Annotated in this window: 1 rRNA gene; it reads right to left on the bottom strand. The window is 45.1% G+C overall.

Features of this window, described 5'->3' with window-relative positions:
• A 5S ribosomal RNA gene (gene rrf / locus H3U96_RS11150) occupies positions 1-83 on the bottom strand; the annotation flags it as partial.
• Between the last annotated feature and the right edge of the window lie 183 nt (positions 84-266).

Below are 266 nucleotides of genomic sequence, written 5' to 3'. Positions count from 1 at the left end.
CCCACACTACCATCGGCACTACGGCGTTTCACTTCTGAGTTCGGCATGGGGTCAGGTGGGACCACCGCGCTATTACCGCCAGACAGATTCTGTCTTCTCTTCTCTCAATTGCTGCGCATTATCTCATATCCACAACAATCCATCAATCCGGAACAAACTGTTTGATTATCTCATAATCAATTCTTCGCGTATCCAAAACAACTCCGAGTTGTAAGGTTAAGACTCTCGGTTCATTAGTATCAGTTAGCTCAATGTATCACTACACT

Origin of the sequence: Gilliamella sp. M0364, assembly GCF_016100565.1 — a bacterium.
Lineage (GTDB): Bacteria > Pseudomonadota > Gammaproteobacteria > Enterobacterales > Orbaceae > Gilliamella > Gilliamella apis.
Note: the sequence above shows the minus strand (reverse complement) of the source record. Positions and strands in the feature narration are given on the sequence as shown.